The following is a 23,809-nucleotide window of genomic DNA, read 5'->3' on the forward strand; positions in this document are numbered from 1 at the left end:
CTAATGGGAAATGAGGGCACAGTGGGTGGCGAGATCTTCCGGGACCCCTGGGGCGTCCCCCATCTGCGCGCGGGGAACGCGAACGAACTCGCGTACGCCCAGGGCCGGGTCACCGCCCTCGACCGGGCCTGGCAACTCGAGGTCGAACGGCACCGCGCGCAGGGCACCTCGGCCTCGTTCCTCGGCCCCGAGGCGCTCCCCTGGGACCGTTTCGCCCGCCGCGCCCGCCTGGCCGACACGGCCCGCCACTGCTGGACCGAACTGCGGCGGACGGACCCGGAAACGGCGGAGTGGGTACGGGCGTACGTGTCCGGCGTGAACGACGGCCTGGCATCCATCGGTGAGGCGGACTCCGCCCCGGCGTCCGCGCCGGCCGGAGGCGAGGGTCCCGGTCTGCCGGCGGCCGGTTCCGGGGGCCGGGCCGAGGCGCCGGGCGGCGGCTCCGCCGTGAGCGGGACCGTTCCGGCGGACCGCCTTGCCGGGGATTCCGCCGGGCAGGGCGGCGGCGTGGGCCTGGCGTCCGGGGCCGTCCCCGCGTCCGCCGGGGACGTGGGGACGCGGAGGCCGGCGGCCGGTTCCGGGGGCCGGGCCGAGGCGCCGGGCGGCGGCTCCGCCGTGAGCGGGACCGGCTCGGCGGACCACCCCGCCGGGGACCCGGCCGGGCGGGCCGGCAGCGGGGGCCCGGTGTCCGGGGTCGTCCCCGAGTTCGCCCGCGCGGGCCTTCGTCCCGGTCGCTGGGAGCCCTGGACCCCGCTCGCGGTCTGGCTCTCCACCCACATCCTGTTCGCCGGTTTCCCCGCCAAGCTCTGGCGGGCGCACATCACCGCCCACCTCGGTGCGGACGCCGTGGGCCTGTTCGCCTCCGACGGTCCCGGCACCGCCGGCAGCAACGGCTGGATGGTCACCGGGGACCGTACGACCACCGGGCACGCGGTCATCGCCGGGGACCCGCACCGCTTCATCGAGGACCCCGGCGTCTACCAGCAGATCCGCCTGTCCTGCCCGGAGTTCGACGTCGTCGGCCTCGCCGTGCCCGGCGTCCCCGGCATCGCCCACTTCGGCCACACCGGCACGGTCGCCTGGGCCATCACCAACGCCATGGCCGACTACCAGGACCTCTACCGCGAGCGGCTGCGGCGCACCGGCGCCGGCGTGGAGGCGCTCGGACCGGACGGGACGTGGCGCCGTGCCGCCCGCCACACCGAGACCGTCGAGGTGGCGGGCGAGAAGCCGGTCGAGGTCGAGGTCATCGAGACCGACCGCGGCCCCGTCGTCATCGGCGGCCCCGAAGGCCTCGACGACGGCGTGCCCGAGCCCGGCGAACCCCCGCTCGCCGTCGCCCTGCGTTACCCGCCCCGTGTCACCGGTGACCTCGGCTTCGGCGCCCTGCTGCCGCTGCTGCGGGCCCGCCGGGCCGCCGACGTGGACCGGGCCGTCGACCTGTGGGCCGAGCCGGTCAACGTGGTCCTGGCCGCCGACACCGAGGGCGGCACCCTGCACCGGGTGGCCGGCCGGGTCCCGGTCCGCTCCGAGGCGAACGGGACCCGCCTGGTGCCCGCGTGGGAACCCGGCCACGAGTGGCGGGGCTGGCACGAGCCGCCGCGCGCCGGACTGACCGACGGTGTCGCGGTCATGGCGAACCAGCGCGGCCCGGCGACCCCGCTGGGCGTCGAGTTCGCCCCGCCGCACCGCGCCGACCGCATCACCGCACTGCTCGCGCGGCGGACCCGCTGGTCCGCCGCCGACATGTCCGCCATCCACATGGACACCCACCTCGCCTCCGCCACCCCCCTCCTGAACCTCCTCGCCGCCCTCGACGGCCCCACGCCGAACGACCCCGCCGCCGCGGCCGACGGCTCGGGCGCCCCTGTTGCCGGGAGTGACGGCTCGGGCGTGGGCGCCGCCGCCGCGCTCGGCGACCCGGTGTCGAGTGGTTCGCCCGCCGGCGTGGGTGCCCCCGTTGCCGCGCTCGGCGACCCGGTGTCGAGTGGTTCGCCCGCCGGCGTGGGTGCCCCCGTTGCCGCGCTCGGCGCCCCGGCCGCCAGTGGCCCCCTCTCCACCCCCGCCGCCGCCCTGCGCGACCGTCTCCTCCAATGGGACCGGCGCATGGACGCGGACAGTGCCGACGCGGCGCTCTTCGCGGCCGTGCGGGGCGCCGTCGTACGGCGGCTCGCCGCGCAGCCCGCCTTCGCCGCGGCGGCCACACCACCCCCGTACCCCGAGGTCTTCCTCCCCTGGCTCGCCCTCGTCCCGCGCGTCGGTCACGCCCTCGAACACCTCCTCTCCACCGAGGAACTGTTCGGCATCGACCGCCCGGCGGTGGTCCGCGCGGCGCTGGAGGAGGTGGCCGCCCGGCCGCCCGCCGGCACCTGGGGCGACACCCACCGTCTGGCCCCCTGGCGGGCGCTGCCGCCGGCCGCGCCGTACGACGAACCCGGCCTCTCCGGCGACCACGACTGCGTGCTGTGCACCTCCCCCGTGCCCGGCCTCACCGACCTCGCCGCACGCGGACCGGCCGCCCGCTACGTCTGGGACCTGGCCGACCGGGAGAACAGCCGCTGGGTGGTGCCGCTGGGCGCGTCCGGCGTACCCGGCTCACCCCACCACCGCGACCAGCAGCCCCTGTGGCTCGCCGGAGACCTGGCCCCGGTCCTCACCGACTGGGCACGGCTGAAGAAGGAGACCGATGTCTGACCCGTACGCCTCCCGCGCCACCGTCCACGAGCAGGCGGTCGACGGCTTCGGCACCGTACGCGTCCTGCCGCTGGACCCGGATGCCGACGCGCCCCTCCTGCACCGCTGGGTGAGCGGGGAACGCGCCGTCTTCTGGGGCATGAACGGCCTGACCGCACAGCAGGTCGCCGAGATCTACGCCCACATGGACACCCTCGACACCCACCACGCGTACCTCGTCCTCAAGGACGGCGAACCCGCCGCGCTGCTCCAGACGTACGAACCGGAGGCCGACCGCGTGGGCGACTGCTACCCCGTCGAACCCGGCGACATCGGCATCCACCTGCTGCTCGCCCCCGCCGCCGGAACCGGGAGTCCGCGCCACGGCTGGACCGCCGCCCTGATGGGCGCCCTGGCCGCGTACGTCCTGCTCGGACTCGACCGCAAGCGCATAGTGGTCGACCCGGACGTGGCCAACGAGAAGGCCGTCACCCGCTTCCTCCGGCAGGGTTTCACCGCCGGTCCCGTGGTCGTACTCCCGGAGATCGACCTCCCGGACGTGTACCTGCCCGAGAAGAAGGCACAACTCGCCTTCCTGGCCCGGGAGGTAGCCTTCGGCGGGTGACCCCCGACGACCTCGTCGCCCACTACGGACTGGAGCCGATCCCCCGCGAGGGCGGCCGGTTCCGGCAGACCTGGGCCGGTCCCGCACGCCCCGACGGCCGCCCCGAGGGCACCGCCGTCGTCGTCCTGCTCACCGACGCCCCCGGCGACTTCTCCGCCCTGCACCGCCTGCCCGCCGACGAGATCTGGCACCACTACCTCGGCGACCCGCTCCACCTGCTCCTCCTCGCCCCCGACGGCACCGCCCGCACACCGGTGCTCGGTCCGGACGTCCTCGACGGCCAGCACGTCCAGCTCACCGTCCCGGCCGGCACCTGGATGGGCGCACGCGTGGCGGGCGCCTGGACGCTGTTCGGCTGCACGATGGCGCCCGGCTTCACCTACGAGGGCTACGAGCACGGTGACGCGGCGGAACTGACGGCGCGCTACCCGGATCAGACGGCGCTCATCATGGAACTCTGCCGTCCATGAGCGAACGGGGTCTGCTGCACGGCCAGACCGCCCTGATCACCGGCGCGGGCGGCGGCATCGGCCGGGGCGTCGCGCGGCGGTTCGCCGAGGAGGGCGCGGCCGTCGCGCTGCACTGCCGCACGGCGGTGGACTCCGCGCGGGAGACCGCCGACCGCATCCGGGAGTCGGGCGGCGAGGCCGTCGTCCTCCGGGCGGACCTCACCGACGAGGACGCCTGCCACCGCGTGGTGGCCGAGGCGGCCGACCGGTTCGGCGGCCGGCTGACCGCGCTCGTCAACAACGCCGGCGTCCAGCCGGTCCGGGAACTCGCCGGAATGACGGCGGCCGAATGGCGGGCGGTCGTGGACACCAACCTCACCACCGTCTTCGCCTGCACCCAGGCGGCGGCGGAGCTGATGCGCGGTGACGCCGGCGGCACCATCACCCACATCGCCTCCGTCGAGGCCCGCGTCCCGGCGCCCGGCCACGCCCACTACACCGCCTCCAAGGCGGCGGTGGTGGCGCACGCCCGCGCGGCGGCCCAGGAGTACGGCCCGTGGGGCGTGCGCGTCAACACGGTCTCGCCCGGCCTGATCGACCGGGAGGGCCTGGCCGACGCCTGGCCCGAGGGCGTACGACGCTGGCGGCGGGCGTCCGCCGTGGGCAGGCTCGGCCGCCCGGAGGACATCGGCGACGCCTGCGTGTTCCTCGCCTCCCGGCTCGCGTCCTGGGTGACCGGCCACGACCTGGTGGTGGACGGGGGAGCCACGGCCCGGCCGACCTGGTGAGCACACCGGGCCCGCCATCCGTACGTAACCCGGAGCGGACGGCCGGGAGGCGGGTACGACGTGGAGCGACGGCGGAGCGGGGCGGCGGGCGATGGCGGACGAGACGGAATCCCGGACGGCCGCGGAATCCCGGATGGCTGCGGAATCCCGGATGGCTGCGGAATCCCGGATGGCTGCGGAATCCCGGATGGCTGCGGAATCCCGGATGGCTGCGGAACCTCGAACGGCCGCGGAACCTCGAACGGCCGCGGAACCTCGAACGGCCGCGGAATCCCGGATGGCTGCGGAACCTCGAACGGCCGCGGAACACGGCGACTTCAAGGGCTGGTGCTGCTGGGTGCCCTGCTGGTCCTGCTCGTCCTCGGCGGCGCGGCCCCGGCGAGCGCCCACGCCGCCCTCCGCGGCAGCGACCCCGAGGACGGAAGCGTCGTCAAGTCCGCGCCCCACCGGCTCACCCTGACCTTCACGGAGTCCGTCGGCCTGCTCGACGACTCCTTCCGCGTCTACGGCCCCGACAACCGCCGGGTCCACCTGGGCGAGCCGCAGCACGCGGACGGCGCCTCCGACACCGCCCGCGCGGACCTGCCCGGGGGCCTCGCCGACGGTACGTACACGGTGGCCTGGCGGGTGGTCTCCGCCGACAGCCACCCGGTCTCCGGCGCCTTCACCTTCTCCATCGGCGAACCCTCGCCCACCGCACCGGCGGCACCGGCGGACCACGCCGAGCACCCGGTCACCAAGAGCCTCTACGACACCGGCCGCCACCTCGCGTACATCGCCGCCGCGCTGCTCATCGGCACGGCGGCGTTCGCGGCACTGTGCCGGCCACCGGACCCCGCCCCGCTGCGGCTGCCGCTGCTCACCGGCTGGTGGACCCTGCTGACGGCCACGACCGTCCTGCTCGTCCTGCGCGCCCCGTACGAGAACGGCACCTCACCGGCGACCGCCCTCGACCTCTCGGCGTTCACCGACACCCTCACCGACCGCCCGGGAATCGCCCTGTCGACCCGCTTGGCCCTGCTGCCGGCGGCAGCGCTTCTCGTACCGCTCCTGAGGCACCGCGCCCCCCGGACCCGCCTCGCGGCCGGCACGGCACTCTCCCTCGCCCTGGCCCTGACCTGGGCGGCGGCCGAACACGCCTCCGCCGGTATCCAGGTCCCCCTGGCCATGACGTCGTCCGTGCTCCACCTGCTGGCGATGGCGTGCTGGCTCGGCGGCCTGACGGCCCTCCTCCTCACCCTCCACCGCGCGAAGACCCCGCCGCCGACCGCCACGGTCACGCGCTTCTCCCGCCTGGCCCTCGCCTCGGTGACCGTCCTCGTCGTCACCGGCGTCTACCAGTCCTGGCGCGGCCTCGGCTCCTGGTCCGCCCTCACGGAGACGTCGTACGGCCGGACCCTGACCGTCAAACTCGCCGCGACGCTCTTCCTGCTGTCGGCGGCGGCCCTGTCCCGCCGCTGGACGGCCCTCCTGGCGACACCGGCGGTGGTCGAGGAACGCGTACCGGAGCTGGTGGGCGCGTCCGGAGCTCCTCCGGAGCCGAGGCCGGTGACCTCACCGGCGGACGGAACGGGCGGACCGGAGGACCGCCACCGCCGCGCCCTGCGCCGCTCCGTACTGGCCGAAGTCGTCGTGGCGGTGGTCGTCCTGCTGGTCACCACGGTGCTGACCGGCACCCTCCCCGCCCGCGCGGAGGCGGAGGCGGCCAAGGCGCCCGAGCCGCAGGTGGCCGGCCTCCCCGGCGCGGAGGCGTTCACGGTCCCCTACGACGCGGGCACCCCCGGCGGCCGGGGCACGGTGCAGCTCACGATGGACCCGGGCCGGGTGGGCGAGAACGGCCTCCAGGCGGTGGTCTTCGGCCCCCGAGGTGCCCTGACCTTCGTACCGGAACTCCGCGCCTCCTTCACCCTCGCGGCGAAGGACATCGGCCCCATCGACGCGAAACTGACCGACCGCGGCGGCTACTGGGCCACCAACGACCTCGACCTCCCCCTCGAAGGCACCTGGACGATGAGACTGACGATCCGGGTCTCCGAGGTGGACCAGGTGAGCGAGACGCGTTCGGTGGAGATCACCCGCTGAAGCGACCGCGGAGGAGTTCCACACCGTCGCCCTCGAGATCGTCGCAGTACGCCGCGCGCCCGGTCATGGCCATGATCAGGGCCAAGGTGCTGCCGGACACGAGGGGCCCGGAACCGGTCGTGAACGGACCGTCGTCCGCCACGAGTCCCAGGCCGCCGATGCGCCCCTTGGCGACGACCACGAGGTCCGTGCCCCGGTAGTACTCGGCCGTCTCCGTGACGACGTCGATCGGGTGGTCGCGGCGGATGCCCAGCGGGCGCCGGATGTCCTCCCCGTGCACGATCGTCTCGCCCAGCATGGCGATGGCGGGCAGGGGAGGCTTGGTCGTGCTCGGGACGACGCGCCGGAAGCGTTCGAGGGTCTCGCCGGGGGTCGCGCCGAGCTGCTCGGCCAGCCGCACGGCCACCTGCTTGTCGAAGTCGAACCGGCAGCGGATCACGCCCGCCAGCCAGCGCACGGTGTTGAGGCTCGCGCCCGCGGTCAGGTGTGCCAGCACCTCACGCACCGTCAGACCGGTGCAGAGCGAGGGCGTTTCCCACTGCTCGTCCGTCAGGCCCGCGAGATCGGCCGCCAGCGCCGCCCGTTCGGCGTGGATCAGGGGCCAGAGCCCGGTTCCGCGAGGACGGTCTGTTGTCAGTGCCGGATCAGTCATACGAAGGAGGACTCCTGCCCCGGAGCAAAGTCATCGTCCATGAGCGGTCTTTGTCGGCGAGGCCGAGGTCCGACGGTACGTGACCGGTCTCCGGTGGTCGCGGGCGGCGAGTACGGCGGCGCGGGGCGGTACGGCTGCCTTGTGGGGGTGCCTCGCGTGCTGTGGCCCGGCGCGACGGTACGGCAGCCCCGGCACAGGCCGCCGACGAAGGCGGCCGGGCGGCCGGGCACGCCGCACCCGGCGCACTCCGGCACGAGGCGGCCGCGGGGGCGGGGTTCGGGAGCGTCGGGCTGTGGACGGCGTGGGCACGGGTGGCGGCTCGTCCCGCACGCGGCGGGTGAGGGGACCCGGACGAGAGGTCCGGGCCCGCGCTCCCTCGTACCCTGTCCCCGTGCCGTCCTCCCGCCTGCATCGTGTCGCCGTTCTCGTGCTCGTGGGGGCGAAGCCGCTCGACGTCGGCATTCCCGCGCAGGTGTTCACGACCCGCGCGAGCATGCCGTACGAGGTGCGGGTGTGCGGGGCGGTGCCCGGCCCGGTAACCGGTGGCGACGGGCTGTCGTACTCCGTCGCCCACGGTCTCGACGCCCTCGCGTGGGCCGACATCGTCTTCATCCCCGGCTACCGGTTCCCGGACCGCGACGACCCGCCGGGGGCCGTCGTCGACGCGCTGGTCGCGGCCCACGACCGGGGCACGCGGCTCGCCGCCATCTCGACGGGCGCCTTCGCGCTCGCCGCCACGGGCCTGCTCGACGGCAGACGCGCCACGACGCACTGGCACTACACGCGGGCGCTCGCGGCGAAGCATCCGCTCGTCCGGGTCGACGAGAACGTCCTGTTCGTCGACGAGGGCAGCGTGCTGACGTCGGCGGGCGCCGCCTCGGGCATCGACCTGTGCCTGCACATCCTGCGCGGCGACCTCGGAGTGGCCGCGTCGAACCACGCGGCCCGGCGCCTGGTCGCGGCCCCCTACCGCAGCGGCGGTCAGGCGCAGTACGTGCCGCGCAGCGTGCCCGAGCCGCTCGGCGAGCGGTTCGCCGCCACCCGCGAGTGGGCGCTGCACCGGCTCGGCGAGCCCCTCACCCTGGAGGTGCTCGCGCGGCACGCGGGGGTCTCGCCGCGTACGTTGTCGCGGCGCTTCGTCGAGGACACGGGGTACACGCCGATGCAGTGGGTCATGCGCGCCCGCGTCGACGTGGCCCGTGAACTGCTCGAGCGTTCGCAGCGGAGCGTGGAGCAGATCGCCGCCGACGTCGGGCTCGGCACCGGCGCGAATCTGCGGCTGCGCTTCCAGCACATCCTCGGCACCACGCCGAGCGAGTACCGGCGCACCTTCGCCCGGGGTGAGTAGCCCGCCGGCGCGTGGCGCGATCCTTTTGAACCATGGCGATCGCGCCGCTGTCACGGGCGGACGCCGCACGCGACGCTGGTGGCGAACCCGCAGGGACCGAAGGGACACCACTCATGACGCGCATCGCGATCAACGGATTCGGCCGCATCGGACGCAATGTGCTGCGCGCACTGCTCGAACGCGACAGCGACCTCGACGTCGTCGCCGTGAACGACCTCACGGAGCCCGCCACCCTCGCCCGGCTGCTCGCCTACGACACGACGGCCGGCCGGCTCGGCCGCCCGGTGACCGCCGACGGGGACACCCTCGTCGTCGACGGCCGCCGCATCAAGGTGCTCGCCGAGCGCGAACCGGCGCGGCTGCCCTGGGCCGGGCTCGGCGTGGACATCGTGCTGGAGGCGACCGGCCGCTTCACGTCGGCCAAGGCCGCCCGTGCCCACCTCGACGCCGGCGCGAAGAAGGTGCTCGTCGGCGCGCCGTCGGACGGCGCCGACGTCACGCTCGCGTTCGGCGTCAACACCGACGCGTACGACCCGGACGTGCACACGATCGTCTCGAACGCCTCGTGCACGACCAACGCGCTCGCGCCGCTGGCCGCGGTGCTCGACGAGCTCGCCGGCATCGAGCACGGCTTCATGACGACGGTGCACGCCTACACGCAGGAGCAGAACCTGCAGGACGGCCCGCACCGCGACGCCCGCCGCGCCCGCGCCGCCGCCGTCAACATCGTGCCGACCACGACGGGCGCCGCCAAGGCGATCGGTCTGGTGCTGCCGAACCTCGACGGCAAGCTGTCGGGCGACTCGATCCGGGTGCCGGTTCCGGTGGGCTCGATCGTCGAACTCAACACGACCGTCGCCCGCGACGTGACGCGCGACGAGGTGCTGGCGGCGTACCGCGCGGCGGCGGAAGGCCCGCTCGCCGGCGTCCTCGAGTACTCGGAGGACCCGCTCGTGTCGTCCGACATCACGGGCAACCCGGCCTCGTCGATCTTCGACTCGGCCCTCACCCGCGTCGACGGCCGTCACGTCAAGGTGGTCGCCTGGTACGACAACGAGTGGGGCTTCTCGAACCGCGTGATCGACACGCTCGGACTCCTCGCCACCCGCTGACGGGGCGGGGCGGGGCGGCCCCGCCCCGCGGAACCGCGACCACACACGTCGAAGGGCCCCCTGTTCCCAGGGGGCCCTTCGACAACGTGCCCGGTGGGGCACAGGCGGAGGATACGAGATTCGAACTCGTGAGGGGTTGCCCCCCACACGCTTTCCAACTGTTCGTACGGGGTCCGGACGGGGCCGGGGGTGTCCTGAACTGCGGCGGAGCGTTCGGGCCGACGCGGTCCGGACGAGCCCGGACGTGCGCGAACGAGACCAGGACCGAGACCGGCGGAGTGGGCCTCAGACCCCACCCGCAACGTGACAGCACCCCGTGCAGTTCCGGTCATTCGACCGGGTTCCCTCTGGCGCCCGAGGTGATTCAGGCAGTACACACGATGCAGTGAGCCGGCAGTGACATGGGGGAACGAGGGAACCGTATGGATCCGGAACGTGCGGGCCTTGCTTCCGTAGCGGCTGCGACAGTGGTGCGGCCGCTGACGACGGCCGGTCGGGAGCGGGCCCAGACCTCGACGGGTGCGCTGTGGCGTCGCGTGTACCCGGACCGGGCGAACACGGTGGAGTCCGAACTCGGGCAATCCCGTGCGGTGCTGCTCGCCGCACGGCAGGACGCCAACGATCCCGCCGAGGCCGAACAGGCCGAAGCGGAGCTGGTCGGCGAGTGGCAGGGGCGGCTGCGCAGGCTACTCGCGGCCGAGCCCGAACTCGCCGCGGAACTGCGCGGGATCCTCGCCGACAACCCGGGCCCCGAGCCGTCCGGCAGCGGCCCGGACGAGCCGTCGGTGAGGGTGTCCGTGCGGGCCGCGGACAGCAGTCGGGTCTCCGTCGCTGGACGCGATCAGCACATCCGCGGAGGGTGATCGATGAGCCCGGAAGAGCCGCAGGCGGATCACGGCACCGAACGCCCGGACTCCGCGGACCACCCGGCGGACGGCGCGCCGCGCAATGCGGGCGACGGCATCCATATCCGGGCATACGCCCGCGATCACGCGGGCATCAACGTCGCCGGCCGTGACCAGCACTTCCACTACGCCGATGGAGTGCGCAAACGCCGCCGCACCGAGGTGGGAAGTTCGGTGCCGGACTGCCCCTACCCGGGGCTGGCCGCCTTCGGGCAGGAGCACGAGCGGTGGTTCTTCGGACGAGAGGCACTCGTCGCCGAGTTGACCGATCGCCTCGACCAGCGCCTGGACTCGGGTCGACTCCAGGCGGTTGTGGCCCCGTCGGGCGCGGGCAAGTCCTCGCTGCTGCGGGCCGGGCTGCTGCCGCACCTGGACCGGGCCGCGCTGCCCGGATCCGACCGGTGGCCGAAACTTTTGCTCACTCCCGGCGCCCACCCGCTCCGTGCTCTGACCGACCGGATCGTGGCGCTCCGCGGCGTCGGCTCGGAGGTGACGGCCGCAGATCTCGTCGCCGACCCGCTGCGGTGCCTCTCGGTCCTGGCCGCGGCTCTGCGAAACGACCTACCGGGGCAGCCCGCGCGGGCGGTCATCGTGGTCGACCAGTTCGAGGAGCTCTTCACGCTGTGTACCGACGAGCAGGAACGGCGCTCCTTCGTCACACTGCTCACCCGCCTTGCGGGTGGCCAGGAACGCACCGGTACGGAGGGCACCTCGCAGGCCCTCGTGGTCCTGGGCATCCGGTCGGACTTCTACGCTGCGTGCATCGATCACCCGCCCCTGCGCGCCGCACTGCAGGATGCCCCGCTGGTCGTCGGTCCCATGACGGACGAGGAGTTGCGCGCGGCCGTCCTGCTGCCCGCCATGGACGTGGGGCTCGACGTGGAGGACGGATTGGTCGAGCTGCTCCTGCACGACCTGGGAGCCACCAGGGCGATGGGGCCCGCAAGGGAAGTGCGCTACGAGGCAGGACGCCTGCCGCTGCTCGCACACGCCCTGCGTGTCTGCTGGCAGCAGCGGCACGGCGCCACGCTCACCGTGCGCGGGTACCGCGACACCGGAGGCATCCAAGGCGCCATCGCCTCGACCGCCGACCGCGTCTACAGCGGACTCGACGACGACGAGCGGCGCGTGGCGCAGTCGCTCTTCCTGCGGATGGTGCGGGTCGGCGACAGGACGGAGGACGTCCGACGGCACCTGAATCGCGCCGAGTTGGCGGATATCGGCGGCGAACGTGCCGAGTCGGTAGTGGACGCGTTCACTCGGGCCCGGCTGCTCACCCGCGCGCAGGAGACCGTCGAGATCACCCACGAGGCTCTGCTGCGTACGTGGCCCCGGCTCCGCGGCTGGATCGACGCCGACCGAGCCGGACGCCTCACCCTCCAGAACCTGGAAGAGGCGGCGGCCGCGTGGGAGGAGAGCGGTCGTGACCCGGCGCTCCTGTTTCGTGGCAGCCCTCTTGAGATTGCGCGTACCCGGGCGCTCAACGCACCATCAGACAGCTTGAGTTCGAGGGCAAGGGCGTTCCTTGCCGCTGGGGAGCGGGCGCGGCGCCGTATCGCTCGGCTGCGGAGCGCGGTCATCGCAGCCCTCGTTGTCCTGACCCTGCTCGCCTCGGGTGCCGCAGGCATGGCGCTCAAGCAGCAGGGGGAGGCATTGCACCAGCGGGACATCGCCGTCTACAACCGGGTCGTCGCCGAAGCCGACCGGCTGCGCGGCACGGACCAGTCGCTGGCCTCCCAGCTCGACCTCGTGGCGCACCGGATGCGGCCTGGCGACGAGACGTACACCCGACTGCTGAACTCCGGGAGCACCCCGCTGTCCAAGCAGCTACGGGGCCACACCGAACGGGTCTCGTCGGTGGCGTTCAGCCCGGACGGGCGCACCCTGGCCACCGGCAGCGGCGATGCCACGATCCGACTGTGGGACAACTCCGACCCACGCAGCCCCCGCGCTCTGGGACGGCCTCTGACCGGCCACACCAAGGCCGTGATGGCGGTGGCGTTCAGCCCGGACGGGCGCACTCTGGCCGCTGCCGGTGATGACCGCGACCGGTGGGTCCGGCTGTGGGACGTGTCCGACCCGTCGGATCCCGAGTCTCTCGGCCAGCCCCTGACCGGCCATGACGCCGTCATCAGCGGGGGGCGTTCAGCCCGGACGGCCACCTGCTCGCCAGTAGCTCCGGCGATGCCACGGTTCGGCTGTGGGACGTGTCGGACCCGGCCGATGCCAAGCTCGTGGGCAAACCGCTCAAGGACGGTCCGGGCAGGCTCTGGGCGGTGGCCTTCTCCCCGGACGGCAAGACACTCGCCACCGGGGCGGACGACTTCAAGACCCGTCTGTGGGACGTGTCCGATCCGAAGGAGCCAAAGCGGCGCGGAACCCCGCTCGAGGGCCACACCAACACTGTCGCGTCCCTGGCGTTCAGCCCCGATGGCCGGACCCTCGCCACCGGCAGCGGCGACTCCACCGTACGGCTGTGGAACGTCGCGGACCCTGACAAGCCGACGTACGCGAACCAGCTCCTCAAGGGTCGCAGCGCCGTGATCTCGTCGGTGGCGTTCAGCCCGGACGGGCGGGTCCTGGCCACCGCCAGCGCGGACGCGACCGTGCAGATGTGGAGCGTCTCCGACCCGACACGTCCCAAGGCGCTCGGGCAGGCATGGACGGGGCACAGCAACACCGTGTCGTCGGTGGCGTTCAGCCCCGACGGACACACCCTCGCCTCCGGCAGCTACGACCAGACGGCCCGGCTGTGGGACGTGCCGCGCACGCTGCTGACCGGCCACTTCAACGGTGTGATCGGGGTGGCGTTCAGCCCGGACGGGCGGCTCTTCGCCACCGGTGGTCTGGACGGGGCGGTGCGGCTGTGGGACACGTCGGAGCACGGCCTTCCGAAACTGCTCGGTCGGGGGTTCCAGGCTCATACCGCCGGCGTCAGGTCCCTGGCGTTCAGCCCGGACGGGAAGTTCTTCGCAAGTGCCGGGTACGACGGCGTGATCCAGCTGTGGAACATCTCCGAACCGTCCGAACCCAAGTACCTGGGTGATCCTCTGACCGGACACGAGGGCGGCATCTGGACCATGGCGTTCAGCCCGGATGGCAAGACCCTGGCCACTGGCGGCCAGGACGCCACAATCCGCCTGTGGGACGTCACGGACCCAAGCCGCGCCGGGCCGGTCGGCCGTCCGGTGCGGCACCACGAGGGCATGGTGCTCGCCGTGGCGTTCAGCCCGGACGGCGACATGCTGGTCAGCGGCAGCTACGACACCACGGCTCAGCTGTGGGACGTACGCGACCGGACTGGACCCGAGCGCGTCGGGCGGCCGCTGAAGGGTCACATCAACGGTGTCTCCTCCCTGGCGTTCAGCCCGGACGGAAAGACTCTCGCCACCGGCAGCAACGACTTCTCGGTGCGCCTGTGGGACATCTCCCCGCCCAGCCACCCCACCAGCCTTGGCGAGCCGCTGACCGGACACACCGATTCCGTGTTCGCCCTCGCCTTCAGTCCGGACGGCAGCACCCTCGCCACGGGCAGCTACGGTCAGTCGTCGGTGCAGCTGTGGGACGTCCGCACGCCCGCCCGGCCGAGCCGTCGCGGCCTGCCGCTGAACGCCCACACCGACTCCGTGTACGCCGTTGTCTTCAGCCAGGACGGGAAGACGCTGGCCACGGGCAGCCTCGACCAGTCGGCCCGGCTGTGGCAGCTCGACGTGGACACAAGCATCGAGAGAATCTGTGCCGACACCGAGCGCCTCAGCCCCGGGCAATGGCGCCGCTTCGTCGGGGAGGGAGTGGCGTACGCCCCGCCGTGCGCCTGACGTGCGTTCAGCGAGGCGTGTGCACGGGTTGTGGATCGCGCACGGAACCCGGGGAGCACGGCGGGGCCGACGACTGGCAAGCCGTCGTTCGGCTGTCGGCCCATGACATCAACAGGGGAGGGTGCCGACCACGGCTGGTCGGCACCCCTCTGCGGTCCCGGGGGTCTCAGGACCGGCTGGGAGATCCGGTACCACCACCTCAGCCCCAGCAGCGTGCACAGGCGCTCGGTCAACGCCGTGGAGCACGGCATCACCCCTCTCCGGGTGGCGAAGGACCGGACGGCCTCCTTGATCGGCCGGGCTCCGTGGGCGAGGGTCGACGACATGCCGTGGAGGGACATCGCCGACGGCAAGGAGATGGTGATCCGCGGTGGGTACCGGTACCTCGAAGTCCGGAAGTGCGTACCGGGCAGCGAGCTCCACTGACTCATCAGCGAGGGGGCGGGTCACTGTGGCGCGATTCACGCGGACTGGTTCGTGCCCGCGCCGTGCCTCCCGCAGCGGAAGCCCGTCCACATCGAGGGCCTCGTCCTGCAGGGCGCGACGGGCGAGGGCGTCCCGGTCCACGTGCCCAACCGAGGGAACGGCCGCGCCGGCCGGCATATGTGGGTGTCGGCCGACGACCGCGCGCCGTGGCGGGAGCTCGTCGGTGAGAAGACCCCTCTCCCGACGGTCCCCGCCGAGGGCGAGGACGACGTGATCACCTTCGCCGAGCAGGAGACCGGCCGCACGTGCCGAGCCGGAGAGGAGGGCCGGCTCGTCAGCGACGGCCGGCCCGTCCGCGACCTCGACCAACCGACCGGCGGCTTCACGCTTCCCCGCATGCCGGTCCAGCGCTCCCGCGACCCGATGCGGATCACCATTGTGGAACGAGCAGCGGCCTCCGCCGCGCCGGGATGCCCGCCGTGGGAGCTGGGGCTGTGCGCCGGCTGTGGCCGGATGACGCGGCGCTACGGGCGGAACGCGGCCGTGTACTGCACCGTCTGCCGGGCCGTCCTCAACGGGCGGTGGACGGGAACTGCAACCACGCACGTCGAAGGGCCCCACCGCAAGCGGTGGGGCCCTTCGACGTTAGTGCCCGGTGAGGCACTGGCGGAGGATACGAGATTCGAACTCGTGAGGGGTTGCCCCCAACACGCTTTCCAAGCGTGCGCCCTAGGCCTCTAGGCGAATCCTCCGGTGGGAACATTACATGACCGAGAGGAGTGCTCGCGAACTCGTTCTCCGCCCGCGACATGGGGTAGCCTCTGGCGTAGCCCCTCACGCGGCGCTATCTGACTGAACTCCCCCAGGGCCGGAAGGCAGCAAGGGTAGGTCGGCTCTGGCGGGTGCGTGGGGGGCGCTTGTGTTTCCGGCGCCGGGGCCGGTTGTCGGTGGGCGCCTATAACCTCGTATGCGTGTCGTCTCTCGCGCTCTACCGCCGCTACCGCCCGGAGTCCTTCGCCGAGGTCATCGGGCAGGAGCATGTCACCGACCCGCTGCAGCAGGCGCTGCGGAACAACCGGGTCAATCACGCGTACCTGTTCAGCGGTCCGCGCGGATGCGGCAAGACGACCAGCGCGCGGATCCTGGCGCGGTGCCTGAACTGCGAGCAGGGCCCGACCCCGACGCCGTGCGGGGAGTGCCAGTCCTGCCGGGACCTCGCGCGCAACGGACCGGGTTCGATCGACGTCATCGAGATCGACGCCGCTTCCCACGGTGGTGTGGACGACGCCCGTGACCTGCGCGAGAAGGCGTTCTTCGGGCCCGCGGGCAGCCGCTACAAGATCTACATCATCGACGAGGCCCACATGGTCACGTCGGCCGGTTTCAACGCGCTGCTCAAGGTCGTCGAGGAGCCACCGGAGCACCTGAAGTTCATCTTCGCCACCACCGAGCCCGAGAAGGTCATCGGGACCATCCGGTCGCGTACGCACCACTACCCGTTCCGGCTGGTGCCGCCCGGCACCCTGCGGGACTACCTCGGCGAGGTGTGCGGCAAGGAGGACATCCCGGTCGAGGAGGGCGTGCTGCCGCTCGTCGTGCGGGCCGGCGCCGGGTCCGTGCGTGACTCGATGTCCGTCATGGACCAGCTCCTCGCCGGCGCGGGTGCGGACGGTGTGACGTACGCCATGGCCACCTCCCTGCTGGGGTACACGGACGGCTCGCTGCTCGACTCCGTCGTCGAGGCCTTCGCGACCGGTGACGGGGCCGCCGCCTTCGAGGTCGTCGACCGGGTGATCGAGGGGGGCAACGATCCGCGGCGGTTCGTCGCCGATCTGCTGGAGCGGCTGCGGGACCTCGTCATCCTCGCCGCCGTGCCCGACGCCGCGGAGAAGGGGCTGATCGACGCCCCCGCCGACGTGATCGAGCGGATGCAGGCACAGGCCGGCACCTTCGGGGCCGCCGAGCTGAGCCGCGCCGCCGACCTCGTCAACGAGGGGCTCACCGAGATGCGCGGCGCCAACTCGCCGCGCCTCCAGCTCGAGCTGATCTGCGCGCGCGTGCTGCTGCCCGCCGCCTACGGCGACGAGCGCTCGGTCATGGCCCGGCTGGACCGGATCGAGCGCGGGGTGAACTTCTCCGCGGGCGGTGCCGGTGCCGGTATGCCCGCCGTGGCGTACGTTCCCGGGCCGGAGGCCCACGGAGGAGCGCCGGGGCAGGGCTTCGTCGAGCCGGGGGGCGGTCCCGCTGCCGCCCGGGCGGCGGTACGAGGGCCCGGTCCGGCCCCCGTTCCGGCGCCGCCCGCTCCCGCGCCCGCTCCCCCCGTCCCGCAGGTTCAGCAGCCCCCGGCGCCCGCCGCCCCGGTGCCGTCCGAGGCTCCGCCCGCGCCCAGCGCCCCCGGTGCCTGGCCCACCGCAGCCTCCGCCGGTGGGGGCGGCCGTCGGCCGGGCGGCTGGCCCACGGCCGCCCCGGCGGGCGGGGCCCAGCCCCCGGCCCCGGCTCCGTCCGGTGCCCCCGCGCCCACGCCTGCCGCCCCCCAGGCGGCCCCCGCGCCCGTGCCCTCGGGCGGTGGCGGCGGTGGGCTCGACCCCCGCATGCTCTGGCCGAACATCCTGGAGACGGTCAAGAACCGCCGCCGCTTCACCTGGATCCTGCTCAGTCAGAACGCCCAGGTGACCGGCTTCGACGGCACGATCCTCCAGATCGGATTCGTGAACGCCGGCGCGCGGGACAACTTCCTCAGCAGCGGCAGCGAGGACGTACTGCGTCAGGCGCTGGCCGAGCAGTTCAACGTGCAGTGGAAGATCGAGGCGGTCGTCGACCCGTCCGGCGGTGGCGGGGGCGGGGGCATGACGGCCCCGGCCCCGGCCATGGCGCCGGCCGGGCCACCCGCCGGTGGCCGTAACGGAGGCTACGGCGGTGGCGGTCAGCGGCCCTCCGCCCCCCAGGCGGGCGCCCCGGCCGCCGCGCCCGCGCAGCCGGCGAGCACCCCGCCGCCCGCGCCGGCCCCGGCTCCCCGCCCGTCCGCCCCCGAGCCGCCGCCCGTCTCGCCCGAGGACGACGTTCCCGAGGACGACGACCCCGACCTGGACGAGTCCGCCCTCTCCGGGAAGGACCTGCTCGTCCGCGAGCTGGGCGCGACGGTCGTCGAGGAGGTCACGAACGACTAGGCGTTCGGAGGAATGTACGAACGGCGTCCGCTCGCCCCTTCGGAAGCCCGCACAAAACGAATCCGCCGTCTCCCGTTAGGCTGACCCCGTGAAGGTCCTCGTCATCGGCAGCGGCGCCCGCGAACACGCCCTGTGCCACTCCCTGTCCCTCGACCCCGACGTCTCGGCGCTGCACTGCGCCCCCGGCAACGCCGGCATCGCCGGGGTCGCCGAGCTGCACCAGGTCGACGCCCTCGACGGCGCGGCCGTGTCCGCGCTGGCCGCGCGGCTCGGTGCGGACCTCGTGGTGGTCGGCCCGGAGGCGCCTCTCGTCGCCGGTGTCGCCGACGCCGTGCGCGACGCGGGCATCCCGGTCTTCGGCCCCTCCAAGGAGGCCGCGCGCCTCGAAGGCTCCAAGGCCTTCGCGAAGGACGTCATGGCGGGGGCCGGCGTGCCCACCGCCCGCAGTTACGTCTGCACGACGCCCGAGGAGGTCGACGCGGCCCTCAGCGCGTTCGGCGCCCCGTACGTCGTCAAGGACGACGGGCTCGCGGCCGGCAAGGGTGTCGTCGTCACCGACGACGTCGAGGCGGCCCGCGCGCACGCCGGCGCCTGTGAGCGCGTGGTGATCGAGGAGTTCCTCGACGGCCCCGAGGTGTCCCTCTTCGCGATCACCGACGGCGAGACGGTCGTACCGCTCCAGCCCGCCCAGGACTTCAAGCGCGCGCTGGACGGGGACGAGGGTCCGAACACCGGCGGCATGGGGGCGTACTCCCCGCTGCCGTGGGCCGACCCCAAGCTGGTCGACGAGGTCATGGAGACGGTTCTCCAGCCGACCGTGGACGAGATGCGGCGTCGTGGCACCCCGTTCTCCGGGCTGCTCTACGCCGGTCTGGCGATCACCTCGCGCGGTGTCCGCGTGATCGAGTTCAACGCCCGTTTCGGCGACCCCGAGACCCAGGTGGTCCTGGCCCGGCTGAAGACCCCGCTGGGCGGCGTGCTGATGGCCGCCGCCACCGGCAACCTCGCCCACCTGGAGCCGACGCGCTGGAGCGACGAGGCCGCGGTCACCGTGGTCGTCGCCTCGCACAACTACCCCGGCACCCCGCGCACCGGCGACCCGATCACCGGTCTGGACGAGGTCGCCGCCCAGGACGCCCCGCACGCGTACGTGCTGCACGCGGGGACGAAGCGGGACGGTGACGCGGTCGTCAGCGCGGGCGGGCGCGTGCTGTCCGTCACGGCGACCGGCAAGGACCTCACCGAGGCCCGCGACCGCGCCTACCGTGCGGTGTCCCGCATCGGCCTCGACGGTTCCCAGCACCGTACGGACATCGCGGCGAAGGCGGCGCGGGAGGCGCGGGAGGCGTAAGCCGGGCGCTCGACGCCGATGAACCCCGCAGGCCCCGGATCCGTCTCAGGATCCGGGGCCTGACCCTTGCCGTCCGTCGTCCACCTTTCCCCAAAGCCATTCCATCGGGTGAGCGATACGCCATCCGGCTGACGAGAACCGGGGCCCCAACTATGGTGCCGCGCAAGCGTTCCGGCACTTGGCCCCATCGGCATTGCGATGTCGGTGACGGGTGCCACAGTGGGGGAGTGGGCAACGCCGAGACAGCATTCAGGACCGCCGGGAGGGGGTGAGGACGGGCCATGAGCGGAAGCGGAGCGGGAGCGGAGACGGGCGCGCGGACCGCGCGGTCGCACGCGCTGGCCGTGCTGCGCGTCCGGAGCCGGGCGCTGGCCGTCGCGCTGCTGCCGGCCGCCGTCGCCGTGATCCTGCTCGTCGGCGGGTCCACCGGCCATCTGCCGGGCGGCGGCTGGGACCTCGCCCGCCGGCTCCTCACACCGGTCGCGGTGCTGGTCCTGCTCGTCGCCACCGGTGTCGCCCTGGTCGTCGCGCGGGCCCGGCCCGCCATGAGCCCCACGGTCCCGATCGCCGAGGACTCGGCCCCGGACCTGTACCGGATGGTGCGCGACCTCGCCGACCGGCTCGACGTCCCCGCCCCCTCCGCGATAGCGCTCACCCCGGACTGCGACAGCTGGCTGGAGGACCGCACCCACCCGGCCCACGGACCCCCGCCCGCCGAGGAGCACGGTGACATAGCCGGTGCGGGGCAGCCCGCCCGGGTCAGGGCCGCCGCCGCGCCCGTGCTGGTGATCGGCTCCCCGTTCCTGTGGTGGATGCGGGTGGGCGAGCTGCGCGCGGTCCTCGCCCCGGTCGTCGCCGGTACGGGACCGTCGGCGCACCCGGACATAGCCGCCGCCCGGCGCTTCGTGCGGGGGCTGGACGCCGCGGTGGCCGTGTCCTCGGCGCCCCGCCGGGGGCCGGTGGTCCGCGGGGTGCTCGCCGGCGTCGGCCGGGTCGCCCGTCTGCTGCTGCGCGGCTGCCGGGGGCATGCCGCCGAGATGGAGCGCGGGGTCGCCGCGGCGGCGGCCGAGCGTGCGCAGGCCGTGGACTACGGGCTGCGGATCGTCGCCCAGGAGCAGGTGGGGCTGGCGTACGCGGGCTGGGACCGGCTGCTCACCCGGGTGGCGCTGCCGGCCTGGCGGATGGGCCGCTGGCCCTCGCGGCTCAACGCCGGGGTGGTGGCGGCGCTGACCGAGCTGTCCCGTCGGGACCGGCTGGCGGAGGGCTTCGCCTCCCGTCTCGGCGAGCGTCCGGCCTGTGACCTGCTGGAAGAGCCCGGCACGGTGGACGAGGCCGCCTCGCTCCTCGCCGCCCGTCTCTTCCACGGCGGGCCCGCGGAAACCGGTCCGGACTGGTCCCCGGTGCACTGGGGCGACTATCCGGAGGAGGTCGTCGACCGCAAGTGGCGCACCGACGCCGCCCGCCTCCACCGCGTCCTGGCCGCCCTCCACGTAACGCCCGCCCCCGGCGAGCCCTCGGCCCCCGGCGGCCCCACCCTCGCCCGAGTCCTGGCCCACCTGACCACCCCACCCACCCGCCCCACGGACCCCGGCCCCCTTACGGCGCCCGCCTCACCCACGGACCGCAGCCCGTCCACGGCGCCCGTCCCGCCCACGGCGCCCGCCTCACCTGAGGATCCCGCCTCGTCCGAGTCGCACCCGTCGGGCGACTCCGCCACCCCGTTCACGGACCGTGCCTCGTCCACGGCGCCCGCCCGCCCTACGGACCCCGACTCTCTTACGGCGCCCGCCTCACCCATGGACCGCAGCCCGTCCACGGAGCCGCCCTCGCCGACGGAGCCCGCCCCGTCCACGGAGCCCATCCCGCCGACGGAACCCGTCCCGTCGACGGAGCCCGTCCCGTCGACGGAGCCCGTCCCGTCGACGGAACCCGTCCCGTCCACGGAACCCGTCCCGTCCACGGAGCCCGTCCCGTCGACGGAGCCCGTCCCGTCGACGGAACCCGTCCCGTCCACGGAGCCCATCCCGCCCACGGAACCCGTCCCGTCGACGGATCCGGGCTCCTCCACGGAGCCCGGCTCCTCCACGGAGCCCGGCTCCTCCACGGAGCCCGGCTCCTCCACGGAGCCCGGCTCCTCCACGGAGCCCGGCTCACCCGCTGAGCCCGCCCCGGCCGCGCCCTCCGCCCGGCCCGCTGAGCCGGTCACGGGTCTCGGCCTGTCTTCGGCTCCCGACCCCGATGACGAGGACCTGGCCGGTGCCACCCCCCGCAGTGCCGCTCTCGCCGTCCGGCTGAGTGCCGAGCTGGCCCGGGAGGGGGCGGCGGGATTCTCCGCTGCCGGCGCGGACACCGTTCCCCTCCGGGACGACCAGGCGCTCCCCCTTTTCCCGCTCCAGCCCCCGCGCACCGCACGTGAGCTGCTCGCCGATCACATCGCGGCGATGGTCTGCTGCGCCGCGATGGACACCGCGGGTGCCACCCCCGGCCTCGACTGGCTCGACGGCCCCGCGCTTCTCCTCGGGGGCGCACGGGCCACCGACCTCTCCTCCCAGGTCCTGGCCCTCATCGAGGACGGCGATCCCTCCGCCCTCCGGCTGTGGCTGACCCGGCAGGGCATACGCCCGGAGAAGCCCGTACGGCTCGTCTGAGCCGACGCCCCGCCTCTTTTGCCTCCCCCCGGAGCTCCGGAGCTCACCCTTCCGGTTTCGGTCAATTCAAGACGAACGGTGACGGAAGGCGTGCGCAATGTGATGTGCTTGGACCGTTCGCGCCCACTGGCAAGAGCGCGCGACATACGACAACCACATAACACCAGGGAGGGGAGCGATCATGGGTTCGGAGCAGATCCGCCGCTGGGAATCGGGAGCACTGGCGCACGCCGTGAACGACCCCTTCGGACAGGGCCCCCTCCCGTGGCTGCGCGGCAGCGAGACGTACTTCGGCGACAGCGGCCAGGTCGTCCCCTGGTACGTGGACCCGGAGCCGTACACGGACACGGAACGGGCCGCCGCCCGCCTCCCGAAACAGGGCGGCCCGAGGATCCCCGCCCCCCGTGCCTCCTCCGACTCCGTCGGGCCCCGCGCCGCCGACGACGTGCACCGCCAGATCAAGGGCTTCGCCTCCACCGGCGCGGTCGCCCCCGGCGAGTCCATCGACTTCCACATCACCGTCGACCCGCCCCAGCCGTTCGACGTCGACGTCTACCGCATCGGCCACTACGGCGGCCATGGCGCCACCAAGATCACCTCCAGCCCCCGCCTCTCCGGCATCGTGCAGCCGGCGCCCCTCACCGCCGACCGCACCGTCTCCTGCCACCACTGGTGGCTGTCCTGGCGGCTGCCGGTCCCGTCGTACTGGAGCGTCGGCGCGTACGTCGCCGTCCTCACCACCGCCGACGGCTACCGCTCGCACATCCCGTTCACCGTCCGCGACAACCGCCCCGCCGACCTTCTCCTGGTCCTGCCCGACGTCACCTGGCAGGCGTACAACCTCTACCCGGAGGACGGCCGCACCGGCGCGAGCCTCTACCACGCCTGGGACGAGCAGGGCCGGCTGCTCGGCGAGGCCGACGCCGCCACCACCGTCTCCTTCGACCGCCCGTACGCGGGCGCCGGCCTCCCGCTGCACGTCGGCCACGCCTACGACGTCATCCGCTGGGCCGAGCGCTACGGCTACGACCTCGCCTACGCCGACGCCCGCGACCTGCACGCCGGCCGGATCGACCCCGCCCGCTACCGGGGCCTGGTCTTCCCCGGCCACGACGAGTACTGGTCGGCCCCCATGCGCACCGCCGTGGAGGACGCCCGGGAGCACGGCACGTCCCTCGTCTTCCTCTCCGCCAACACCATGTACTGGCAGGTGGAGCTCGCCCCCTCACCGTCCGGCCCCACCCGCCTGCTGACCTGCCGCAAACGCCAGGGTCCGGGCAGACCGACCCTGTGGCGGGAACAGGACCGCGCCGAGCAGCAGCTGCTCGGCATCCAGTACGCGGGACCCGTCCCGGAGCCGCATCCGCTGATCGTCCGCAACGCCGGCCACTGGATGTGGGAGGCGACCGGCGCGCAGGAGGGCGACGGCATCGAGGGCATGGTCGCGGCCGAGGCCGACCGCTACTACCCGCGCACCCCGCTGCCCGAGCACGAGGAGCGCGTGCTGCTCGCCCACTCCCCGTACACCGACCGCCGGGGCGTCCGCCAACACCAGGAGACGTCCCTCTACCGGGCCCCCTCCGGCGCCTGGGTCTTCGCCTCCGGCACCTTCGCCTGGTCACCGGCCCTGGACCGCCCCGGCCACGTCGACCCCCGCGTCCAGCGCGCCACCGCCAACCTCCTGGACCGCATCTGCAAACGCTACTGACCCCGGGCCGCGACCGTTCGCCCCGTACGGGAGAATCGAGTCACTTGGAAAGAACCA

The 23,809-nt window shown here is 73.8% G+C and carries 15 protein-coding genes, 1 tRNA gene, 1 other RNA gene and 2 pseudogenes; 17 read left to right on the plus strand and 2 right to left on the minus strand.

The features are described 5' to 3' along the window. Positions 1–21 precede the first annotated feature (21 nt). The 5 genes from ACIA6T_RS11735 to ACIA6T_RS11755 all read left to right on the plus strand — a co-directional run bounded on the left by ACIA6T_RS11735 (position 22) and on the right by ACIA6T_RS11755 (position 6,617). On the plus strand, positions 22–2,694 hold the full coding sequence (locus tag ACIA6T_RS11735; protein ID WP_399446357.1) for a penicillin acylase family protein: 2,673 nt from the start codon (positions 22–24) through the stop codon (positions 2,692–2,694). Next, a complete protein-coding gene (locus ACIA6T_RS11740; protein ID WP_399446358.1) occupies positions 2,687–3,298 on the plus strand; it encodes a GNAT family N-acetyltransferase in 612 nt (203 codons plus the stop codon). The genes ACIA6T_RS11735 and ACIA6T_RS11740 overlap by 8 nt, the downstream gene beginning before the upstream one ends. Beyond that, positions 3,295–3,768 carry a cupin domain-containing protein gene (locus tag ACIA6T_RS11745; RefSeq protein WP_399446359.1) on the plus strand — a complete coding sequence of 158 codons (474 nt, stop codon included), beginning with the start codon at positions 3,295–3,297 and terminating at the stop codon, positions 3,766–3,768. Before ACIA6T_RS11740 ends, ACIA6T_RS11745 begins: the two co-directional genes overlap by 4 nt. Further along, on the plus strand, positions 3,765–4,535 hold the full coding sequence (locus ACIA6T_RS11750) for an SDR family NAD(P)-dependent oxidoreductase (RefSeq protein WP_399446360.1): 771 nt from the start codon (positions 3,765–3,767) through the stop codon (positions 4,533–4,535). Before ACIA6T_RS11745 ends, ACIA6T_RS11750 begins: the two co-directional genes overlap by 4 nt. Before the next feature lie 327 nt (positions 4,536–4,862). After that, a complete protein-coding gene (locus tag ACIA6T_RS11755; RefSeq protein ID WP_399446361.1) occupies positions 4,863–6,617 on the plus strand; it encodes a copper resistance protein CopC in 1,755 nt (584 codons plus the stop codon). Here the strand turns inward: ACIA6T_RS11755 and ACIA6T_RS11760 are convergent. Further along, entirely contained in the window at positions 6,607–7,269 is a 663-nt protein-coding gene (locus ACIA6T_RS11760) for a maleylpyruvate isomerase family mycothiol-dependent enzyme (RefSeq protein WP_399446362.1), read from the minus strand. The genes ACIA6T_RS11755 and ACIA6T_RS11760 overlap by 11 nt on opposite strands. A 391-nt stretch (positions 7,270–7,660) precedes the next feature. Between ACIA6T_RS11760 and ACIA6T_RS11765 the strand changes: the two genes are divergently transcribed. The 7 genes and pseudogenes from ACIA6T_RS11765 to ACIA6T_RS11795 all read left to right on the plus strand — a co-directional run bounded on the left by ACIA6T_RS11765 (position 7,661) and on the right by ACIA6T_RS11795 (position 14,878). Beyond that, positions 7,661–8,617: a GlxA family transcriptional regulator gene (locus ACIA6T_RS11765; protein ID WP_399446363.1), complete on the plus strand. Its 957-nt coding sequence runs from the start codon at positions 7,661–7,663 to the stop codon at positions 8,615–8,617. Positions 8,618–8,730: 113 nt separating this feature from the next. Further along, positions 8,731–9,729: a type I glyceraldehyde-3-phosphate dehydrogenase gene (gene gap, locus ACIA6T_RS11770; protein ID WP_399446364.1), complete on the plus strand. Its 999-nt coding sequence runs from the start codon at positions 8,731–8,733 to the stop codon at positions 9,727–9,729. A gap of 422 nt (positions 9,730–10,151) precedes the next feature. Continuing rightward, positions 10,152–10,592, plus strand: coding sequence for a hypothetical protein (locus ACIA6T_RS11775; RefSeq protein WP_399446365.1), 441 nt, complete (start codon positions 10,152–10,154; stop codon positions 10,590–10,592). A 3-nt stretch (positions 10,593–10,595) separates the two neighbouring features. Continuing rightward, positions 10,596–12,692: pseudogene (locus tag ACIA6T_RS11780) on the plus strand (hypothetical protein); the annotation flags it as partial. Positions 12,693–12,796: 104 nt separating this feature from the next. Next, a pseudogene (locus ACIA6T_RS11785) lies at positions 12,797–13,072 on the plus strand (WD40 repeat domain-containing protein); the annotation flags it as partial. 102 nt (positions 13,073–13,174) lie between these two features. Next, positions 13,175–14,452, plus strand: a complete 1,278-nt coding sequence (locus tag ACIA6T_RS11790; RefSeq protein WP_399446366.1) for a WD40 repeat domain-containing protein — start codon at positions 13,175–13,177, stop codon at positions 14,450–14,452. Positions 14,453–14,554: 102 nt separating this feature from the next. Beyond that, complete coding sequence (locus tag ACIA6T_RS11795) at positions 14,555–14,878, plus strand: hypothetical protein (RefSeq protein ID WP_399446367.1); 324 nt, start codon at positions 14,555–14,557, stop codon at positions 14,876–14,878. Positions 14,879–15,542: 664 nt separating this feature from the next. On the opposite strand, the gene ACIA6T_RS11800 is transcribed toward ACIA6T_RS11795, so the two are convergent. Then, positions 15,543–15,630: transfer RNA gene (locus ACIA6T_RS11800), tRNA-Ser, on the minus strand. Between the two features lie 73 nt (positions 15,631–15,703). On the opposite strand from ACIA6T_RS11800, the gene ffs reads away from it, so the two are divergent. The 5 genes from ffs to ACIA6T_RS11825 all read left to right on the plus strand — a co-directional run bounded on the left by ffs (position 15,704) and on the right by ACIA6T_RS11825 (position 23,752). Beyond that, positions 15,704–15,802, plus strand: an RNA gene (gene ffs / locus ACIA6T_RS11805) — signal recognition particle sRNA small type. Between the two features lie 47 nt (positions 15,803–15,849). Beyond that, the gene (locus ACIA6T_RS11810) at positions 15,850–18,045 is read left to right on the plus strand and encodes a DNA polymerase III subunit gamma and tau (RefSeq protein ID WP_399446368.1); all 2,196 of its coding nucleotides are present in this window, start codon (positions 15,850–15,852) and stop codon (positions 18,043–18,045) included. An 88-nt stretch (positions 18,046–18,133) separates the two neighbouring features. Then, positions 18,134–19,396 (plus strand): phosphoribosylamine--glycine ligase, encoded by a 1,263-nt coding sequence (gene purD / locus ACIA6T_RS11815; RefSeq protein WP_399446370.1) that lies wholly within the window; start codon positions 18,134–18,136, stop codon positions 19,394–19,396. Between the two features lie 281 nt (positions 19,397–19,677). Further along, on the plus strand, positions 19,678–22,044 hold the full coding sequence (locus tag ACIA6T_RS11820; protein ID WP_399446371.1) for a hypothetical protein: 2,367 nt from the start codon (positions 19,678–19,680) through the stop codon (positions 22,042–22,044). A gap of 181 nt (positions 22,045–22,225) precedes the next feature. Continuing rightward, a complete protein-coding gene (locus ACIA6T_RS11825) occupies positions 22,226–23,752 on the plus strand; it encodes a N,N-dimethylformamidase beta subunit family domain-containing protein (protein WP_399446372.1) in 1,527 nt (508 codons plus the stop codon). Positions 23,753–23,809 lie beyond the last annotated feature (57 nt).

The organism is Streptomyces sp. NPDC051740, assembly GCF_044453165.1.
Taxonomy (GTDB): domain Bacteria; phylum Actinomycetota; class Actinomycetes; order Streptomycetales; family Streptomycetaceae; genus Streptomyces; species Streptomyces atrovirens.